The organism is Falsiroseomonas sp. RANM36, from assembly GCF_056682175.1.
In genome coordinates this window covers 955,428-961,720 of record NZ_JBWXTD010000003.1, presented here as the reverse complement: position 1 = coordinate 961,720, position 6,293 = coordinate 955,428, and the positions used below count along the sequence as shown (strand labels likewise).

Below are 6,293 nucleotides of genomic sequence, written 5' to 3'. Positions count from 1 at the left end.
GGGGTGCAGGGGGGCAAAGCCCCCCTGTCGAGCATCCCCATGCTATGGTTCGGCCCCGAGGAGGACTGCGTGCATGGCTGAGCGGGTTGTGGTGGTCGGTGCCGGGCTGGGCGGGTTGGCCGCTGCTGCCGTGGCGGCCGCGCGCGGGCACAAGGTGACGGTGCTCGACAAGAACCCGTGGCTTGGCGGCAAGGCGGCGGTGTTGACGCTGGATGCGCCGGACGGCTCGGGCAGTTTCCGCTTCGACATGGGGCCGACGATCCTGACCGTGCCGCGCGTGTTGCGCCGCATCTTCGCCGAGGCCGGGCGTGACCAGGCGACGGAGTTGCCGCTGATCCGGCTGGATCCGCAGTGGCGGTGCTTCTTCGATGACGGGACGCGGATCGACCTGCTCGAGAATGTGGACGCGATGGCGGCGGAGATGGACCGCTTCGCGCCGGGCAAGGGCATGGGCGAGGGCTATCGGCGTCTGCAGGCCGAGGCGGAGAACCTGCATCGCGTCTCGGAGAACTTCTTCTTCTGGAAGCCGGTGGAGGGCATCGGCGACACGCTCAACTTCAAGGCCAATCTGAAGCCGGACACGCTGAAGGACGTGCTGAGCCTGAAGATGGGCCGCACGGTCGCGAAGGTGATCCGCGGCCATGTGCCGGATGCGCGGCTGGCGCAGATGCTGGACCATTACTGCCAGTATGTCGGCTCCTCGCCCTATCTGGCGCCGGCGGTGCTGACCTCGATCGCGGACATGCAGGCGCATGAGGGCGTGTGGTATCCGGTGGGCGGCACGCGCGCGGTGGCCGAGGCGTTGGCGAAGCTCGCCGCCGATCTCGGTGCCGATCTGCGCCCGAACACCGAGGTGACGGGCTTCGATGTGGTGGACGGCGCCATCAAGGGCGTGACGACCGCGAGCGGCGAAAAAATCGCCTGCGACGCCGTCATCTCCAACATGGATGCGATCCGCACCTATCGCGAGCTTATCGGCGGCGAGCCCGCGCGCAAGTATGACGGCAAGGGATTCGAGCCGGCATGCAGCGGCGTGGTGCTCTATCTCGGCCTGAAGAAGCGCTACGACCACCTGGCGCATCACTGCTTCGTCTTCTCCCGCGACGCGGAGGAGGAGTTCGACGCGATCTACAAGAGGGGCGAGCCCGCGCCGGACCCGACCGCCTATCTCGCCGCGACGTCCTGCAGCGACGACACCTCCGCGCCTCCGGGCGGGGAGGCGCTTTATGTGCTTGTGCACACGCCCTGGCTGCGGCCGAACCACGACTGGTCGAAGATGTATGGGCCCTATCGCCAGAAGATCCTCGACAAGCTGAAGCGTACCGCGGGCATGGAGGACATCGAGGAGCGGATCGTGGTCGAGAGCCAGCTCACGCCGGTGGACATCCACAACCGCTACAAGGTGCTGAACGGCGCCATCTACGGGCTGGCGTCCCACGGCAGCTTCATGGGCGCCTTCAAGCCCGGCAACCGCAGCAAGTTCGTGAAGGGTCTCTATCTCTGCGGCGGCGCCGCGCATCCCGGCCCGGGCATGCCGATGGTGATGATGTCCGGCTGGATCGCCGCGGATGCGATGGACCAGGACCGCGGCGGGCGGGGGATGAGCGAGCGTGCGCGCCAGGCGGGCCGGCGGGACCGGGAACTGGCCGCCGCGGCGGAGTAGCCGTGTCGTGAACCCTGCCGCGCCGAGCGACCGGAAGGTGCCGACGGAAGATCCCGTCGGCCGCTACGACCCGCGGCGCATGGCGTTCTTCCACTTCATGTTCCGGCGCTTCTTCCAGAAGCACAAGCGCGCGGCGCGCGTCGCGCGCTGGGGGATGCCGCGCGACTACGGGCATCGGCCGCTCGTCGTCTTCGCCAATCATCCGGGCTGGTGGGACGGCGTCGCCTTCATGCTGCTGTCCCAGGCGCTTTTCGTGCCGCGGCGCATGTATATCCCGATGGACAAGGCCGCACTCGACCGATACCCGTTCATGCGCCGCATCGGCGTCTTCGGCATCGAGACCGGCTCGCCGCGCGGCGCCATCGCCTTCCTGAAGGTCGCGAAGGACGTGCTGGCCGCGCCCGACCGCATGCTCTGGATGAACGCGCCGGGCCGCTTCGCGGATGTGCGCGAACGTCCGGTGCCGATCGCGCCGGGCATGACGCGCCTGCCGGAATTCGCGCCCGATGCGGTCTTCGTGCCGCTCGCGCTCGACTACCCCTTCTGGACCGAGCGCAAGGCCGAGATGCTCTGCGCCTTCGGCGAGCCCATCGAAGGCCGCACGCTGGAAGCCATGGACCGCGATGCGCGCGCCCTCGCGCTCTCCCAGGCGCTCGCCGCCACCATGGACCGCCTGGCCGGCGACGCCATCGCGCGCGATCCGGAGCGGTTCGAGACCTTGCTGCGCGGGCGGGAAGGCATGGGCGGCATCTTCCAGATGTGGCGCCGCATCGTGGCGGCGGCGCGCGGGCAGCGTTACGATCCCCGCCACGATCCGCGGGAGGAAGCCGGCTGATGGACCTCGACTTCACCTGGGCCTGGCTGGCGCTGTTCCTTGCCATGTTCCCCGCCGCCATGGGCGCGGCGAACCTGTTCTTCGTGCGCCCGCCGCAGGGGAAGCCGGGCGAGGGGGCGCTGGTCTCCATCCTGGTGCCCGCGCGCAACGAGGAAGCCAACATCGCCACCTGCATCCGCCATGCGCTCGCCTCGAGCGGCGTCGCGGTGGAGGTGGTGGTGATGGATGACGGCTCCACCGACCGCACCGCCGCGATCGTGCAGGAGATCGCCGCGGCCGATCCGCGCGTGCGCCTGGAAACCTGTCCAACTCTCCCGCCCGGCTGGACCGGCAAGGTGCATGCCTGCGCGCGCCTGGCGGAGAAGGCGCGGGGCACGCATCTGCTCTTCATCGACGCCGATGTGCGGCTGGAACCCGACGCGGCGGCGACCATGGCGGGCCACGCGATGCGCACCGGCGCCGCGATGGTCACCGGCGTGCCGCGGCAGGAGATCGGCAGCCTCGGCGAGGCCGTGACCGTGCCGATGATCAACTTCCTGCTCTTCTGCTACCTGCCCGGCGGCGGCCGCGCCTTCACCAAGCGGCCCGACATGGCCGCCGGCTGCGGCCAGCTCATGATGATCGAGCGCAAGGCCTATGACGCCTCGGGCGGCCACACCGCGATCCGCGGCCTGCTGCACGATGCGCTGCAGCTCTCCCGCCGGATGCGCGCCGCGGGCTTCGCGACGGAGGTGGTGGAAGGCGCGCCGCTCGCCACCTGCCGGATGTACAAGGGCTTCGCCGAAAGCTGGTCCGGCTTCATCAAGAACGCGCGGGAAGGCATGGCCACGCCGGTCGGCCTGCCGATCTGGACCGTGATGCTCGCCGGTGCCTTCCTCTGGCCGATCGCGCTGCTGCCGGATGGCTGGGCCTTCCTGGCGCTGGCGCTCGGCTTCGCGCTGCGCACCGCCGTCACGCTGCGCGTGCGGGAGCCGTGGTGGACCATTCCGCTGCACCCGCTCGCCGTGGCCGTCGCGCTGGCGATCCAGTGGACGGCGCTGGTGCGCGGCCTGATGGGCAAGCCCGCGGGCTGGAAGGGCCGCGCCTACCAGCCCGACGGAACCGCCTGAGCGCGATGGAGGGCAGCGGGCCCATCGCGGTCGGCCCGCCCACGCGGGATCACGACCAGGAGAATTTCCCGGTCGCTTCCTTGCTGCTGCCGAAGGCGGCGCGGGCGAAGGTGATGCAGTTCTACCGCTTCGTCCGCACCGCCGACGACATCGCCGATTCCGCGACACTGGACGCCGAGGAGAAGCTGCGCCGGCTCGATGCGCTGGAGGCGACGGCGCCGCAGGCGCTGGCCGATGTCGGGGCGGAGGAGGCGGTGCGCATGCTCTCCGCCTTCCGCCAGGATGCGGTGCAGAGGCGCTATGCCGACTGGGCGGAGCTGGAAGCCTATTGCGCGCGCTCCGCCGATCCGGTCGGGCGGATGCTGCTGCGCGTGCATGGCGAGGATGCCACCGCGCAGCGTGCCTCCGACGCGCTCTGCACCGCGCTGCAGATCCTGAATCACCTGCAGGACCTGGTGCCGGACCGCGAGGCGCTGGACCGCATCTACCTGCCGGAGTCCTGGATGGCGCTGGCGGGCGGCGAGGCGGCGTTCTTCGCGCCGCACAACCCGCAGCGCCGCGCGGTGCTGGACGCCGCGCTGGATCGCGTGGAGGCGACGCTGGAGGTCGCGGCGCCGCTGCCGCGGCTGCTGCGCTCCCGCCTGCGCCGCCAGGCGGCGGTGACGCTGGCGCTCGCCTGGCGCCTGCTGGCGAAGCTGCGCGCAGACGATCCGGTGCTTGGCCGAGTCGCGCTGGGCAAGGCCGATTTCGCCGCCGCCTTCGCCACGCTCGCCTTGCCCACGCCCTCCGATGCCGCCGTGGTGCGCGCGCGCGTGGCGCGGGCGAAAAGCTCCTTCGCGCGGGGGATGCGCGTGTTGAAGGGCGAGCGGCGCCGCGCGCTCTTTGCCGTCTATGGCTTCTGCCGCGCGGTGGACGACATCGCGGACGCCGCCATGCCGCTGCCCGAGAAGCGGCGATTCCTGGCGGAATGGCGGGCGAAGTTCGCCACGCCCGACTGCGCGCTCTCCGCCGAACTCGCCTGGGCCTGCGACGCCTTTTCCTTGCCGCGCGCCGAATGCGAGGCGATGGTCGCGGGCATGGAGACGGATGCGGAAGGGCGGGTGCGGATCGCCGACGAGGCGGCGCTCGACCTCTATTGCCGCCGCGTCGCGGGCAGCGTCGGCGCGCTGGCCGTGCGCATCTTCGGCGCGCCCGGAGCGGAGGCCTGGGGCCTCGCGCTCGGCCGCACCTTCCAGCTCGTGAACATTTTGCGCGACGCCGAGGAGGATGCGGCGCTGGATCGCGTCTATGTCCCGCGCAGCCTGCTCGATGCGCAGGGTGTCGCGACCGACGATGCGCGCGCGATCGTCGCGCATCCCGGCTTCGCCGCCTGCTGCGATGCGCTGGCGCGCCAGGCGCTGGAAGGTTTTGCCCGCGCCGAGGCCGAGTTGCCGCGCCACGATGCGCGCGCGCTGAAGCCGGCACGCGTGATGATGTGGGGCTATCGCCGCCTGCTGGACCGCATGCTGGCGCAGGGCTTCGGCGCACCGCGCATGCGCGCGCGCCTCACACGTGCCGAAAAATTCCGGATGGCGCTGGTGGCGCTGAGGCCGGCATGACCTTCCATGTCGTCGGCGCCGGCGTGGCGGGGCTGGCGGGCGCGCTGCTGCTGGCCAAGGCCGGGCATCGCGTGACGATCCACGAAGCTGCGCCAAGCCCTGGCGGGCGGGCGCGCGCGCTGCCCGACGGCACCGACAACGGCACCCATGCGCTGCTCGGCGCGAACCGCGTCGCGCTGCGCTTCCTCGGCGCGATCGGCGCGCGCGACGCCTGGATCGAGCCGGAACCGCTCGGCCTGCCCGTGCTCGACCTCGCGGACCACCAGGCGCGCTGCGTCGCGCTCTCGCCGCTCGGCTGGACGCGCGGCGCGCGCCGGCCGGGTGGGCTGACGCTCGGCGGCCTGCTGGCGCTCATGCGGCTCGCGCTGCCGGGTGCCGACCGCACCGTGGCGGCGGCCTTCGCCGCGCATCCGGCGCTGCTGCGCACGCTGGTCGAGCCGCTGACCGTCGCGGCGCTGAACACGCCGGCGGAGGAAGCCTCGGCGCGGCTGCTCGGCATCGTGCTGCGCCGGCTGGCGCTGCCGGGCGCGGCGCGGCTGTTCGTGGCGGCGCGCGGCCTCGGTCCCGATCTCGTCGCACCGGCCATCGCGACGCTCGCCTGCCACGGCGCGACGCTGCGCAGCGGCGCCCGGCTGCGCGCGATCGCGCGCGAGGGCGGGCGCGCCACCGCGCTCGATTTCGGCGAGGAGGTTATCGCCCTGCAGCCGGAGGACGAGGTGCTGCTCGCCGTCCCGCCCTGGGAAGCGGCGCGGCTGCTGCCGGAGGTGCCGGCGCCGGACCGCCATGCGCCGATCCTCAACCTGCATTTCGCGCATGCGACCGAGGGCCCGGTGCGCTTCATCGGCCTGCTGGGCGGGCTGGCGCAATGGCTGCTGGTGCGGCCTGGCGGCGTCGCGGTGACGGTCAGCGCCGCCGATGATTCGGTCGGCCTCTCGGACGATGTCGCCGCCGTGCGCATCTGGCCGGAAGTGCGGGAGGCCGCGCTGTCCTTCGGACTGCCGGGCGACTGGCCCGTCGCGCCGCCGCGGGCGCGGGCGGTGCGCGAACGGCGCGCCACGCCGCGCCATGACCTGGCGCCGCGCCCGCGC

At 72.2% G+C, this 6,293-nt stretch carries 5 protein-coding genes; all 5 read left to right on the top strand.

All coding sequences use genetic code 11. From position 1 onward, the window contains the following. The first annotated feature begins 73 nt into the window (after window positions 1–73). On the top strand, window positions 74–1,663 hold the full coding sequence (locus AC1MIR_RS09430; RefSeq protein ID WP_480027912.1) for a phytoene desaturase family protein: 1,590 nt from the start codon (window positions 74–76) through the stop codon (window positions 1,661–1,663). A gap of 7 nt (window positions 1,664–1,670) precedes the next feature. Continuing rightward, window positions 1,671–2,498 (top strand): lysophospholipid acyltransferase family protein, encoded by an 828-nt coding sequence (locus tag AC1MIR_RS09425; RefSeq protein WP_480027911.1) that lies wholly within the window; start codon window positions 1,671–1,673, stop codon window positions 2,496–2,498. Beyond that, window positions 2,498–3,607, top strand: coding sequence for a glycosyltransferase family 2 protein (locus AC1MIR_RS09420; RefSeq protein WP_480027910.1), 1,110 nt, complete (start codon window positions 2,498–2,500; stop codon window positions 3,605–3,607). The genes AC1MIR_RS09425 and AC1MIR_RS09420 overlap by 1 nt, the downstream gene beginning before the upstream one ends. Window positions 3,608–3,612: 5 nt before the next feature. Next, on the top strand, window positions 3,613–5,205 hold the full coding sequence (locus AC1MIR_RS09415; protein WP_480027909.1) for a squalene/phytoene synthase family protein: 1,593 nt from the start codon (window positions 3,613–3,615) through the stop codon (window positions 5,203–5,205). Next, window positions 5,202–6,293 (top strand): FAD-dependent oxidoreductase (locus AC1MIR_RS09410; protein ID WP_480027908.1); only part of this gene is annotated, 1,092 nt, incomplete at its 3' end. The genes AC1MIR_RS09415 and AC1MIR_RS09410, both read left to right, overlap by 4 nt.

Bases quoted from the DNA above. Each gene is read 5' to 3' on its own strand.
- AC1MIR_RS09415 (WP_480027909.1), top strand. From the start codon at position 3,613: ATGGAGGGCAGCGGGCCCATCGCGGTCGGCCCGCCCACGCGGGATCAC.
- AC1MIR_RS09430 (WP_480027912.1), top strand. From the start codon at position 74: ATGGCTGAGCGGGTTGTGGTGGTCGGTGCCGGGCTGGGCGGGTTGGCC.
- AC1MIR_RS09420 (WP_480027910.1), top strand. From the start codon at position 2,498: ATGGACCTCGACTTCACCTGGGCCTGGCTGGCGCTGTTCCTTGCCATG.